The 1,420-nt window shown below is 51.9% G+C and carries 1 protein-coding gene; it reads left to right on the top strand.

The window, feature by feature from the left end:
• Positions 1–917: ISLre2 family transposase (locus tag GZ1_RS13125; RefSeq protein ID WP_060788651.1), on the top strand; the 917-nt coding region annotated here is incomplete at its 5' end.
• Positions 918–1,420: the final 503 nt, after the last annotated feature.

The following is a 1,420-nucleotide window of genomic DNA, read 5'->3' as shown; positions in this document are numbered from 1 at the left end:
ACCCTGTTTCCCAACGGCACGGCCGAGTGCTGTTTGTGGAGGCGGATGGGCTGTTCATTTCCCGCCAGGGGAAAGGGAAACGGGCGAAAGAAGAGAAAATCCTGGCGGTTCACGAAGGATGGAAACGAAACGGTTCGCAGCTCGAGCTCGTGAACCGGCGCCACTACCTCCATGAAGGGGCGGGAGACGTGTGGGAACGGTTTGAAGAGTGGCTGATGAACGAATATGCCTATGATCCGTGCCGGGACCTTTTGATCATCAACGGCGACGCGGCGTCGTGGATCACGGCCTGCCGGGAGTATTTTGGGAAGCGGGCGTGCTTTCAGCTGGATCGGTTTCATGTGGCGCGGGAGCTGCGTCAGTGTCTGTCCGGCCATCCGCGTTGGCGGGAGGTGCGGAAGAAGCTGGCGAAACAAGACGAAGAGGGGCTTCTGGTGGAGCTGAACAGCGCGGTCGGCACGTTGGAGGACGAAGCGAAAGAGAAGCAGATGGCTGCCATGATCCGCCGGATCGAGTCGATGCCGGGATGCATCCGGGACTATCGGGAGTGGCTGTCGGAGCAAGGGGTGGAGACGACCGGCATGCGTCCGATGGGCCACGCCGAGAGCGTGATGAGCCGGTTTGCGCATCGGGTGAAATCCCGCCGCAGCTGGAAAGACCAAGGGCTTCGGGCGTTTCTGAGGGCGATGGCAGCCCGAATCGACGGGATCGGGTGGAGAAAGGGACGGTGGGAGGAGCAAGAGCCCCAGTCGGCCGTCTCGGCCTCGACGAAGTCCAAGCGGGTTGAACAGGCCAAACGGAAGGCAGGACGGTTGTGGGCAGATGTGGTGCGTCAGAATATACCGTGTCTGCAACAGTCATCCGGGACGCCGATCCATCAAGCGTTGTCGGCGCTCCGAGATGGTGGTTGGGTGTAAAAAAATGTAATATGATCACCTCAAGATGAGGGATGAGAGTCCGAAAGCGCTTACGATATCCATTCCTGAAAATGGTTCACTAACTAGTCATTGACAACGCCCGTAGTGAACCGAAAAAACGTTCTCCACAAAGTCTTGACTGACTCTAGCACCACGGGTTTGAAAAAATATATATAATATGGTATATTGAGGAAGTCGGATATAAGTCCATTATTCAATGTGTAAACCTAGGAGGTTGTTTAAATGGAAATTATAATGATTACTTTTGTTTTTATAATTGTGCTGCTAATTAGTTCTATTATAAATATTCTTTTTAAAATGACAGAAAAGAAACATTGGATTATTTCATTATTATTAAGTGTCGTATTGGCAATAATCATTGTTGCAATTTTAGGAGTGTAAACCCGTGGTGCTAGTTGAGCGCTAGCGCTCAACTAGCCCGAGTGTTACAAGCGAATACACCAACAATATGCCATCTATATACATGCACCTTAAAACCATGA

Origin of the sequence: Geobacillus zalihae NBRC 101842 (genome assembly GCF_001544135.1) — a bacterium.
Lineage (GTDB): Bacteria > Bacillota > Bacilli > Bacillales > Anoxybacillaceae > Geobacillus > Geobacillus zalihae.
Note: the sequence above shows the minus strand (reverse complement) of the source record. Positions and strands in the feature narration are given on the sequence as shown.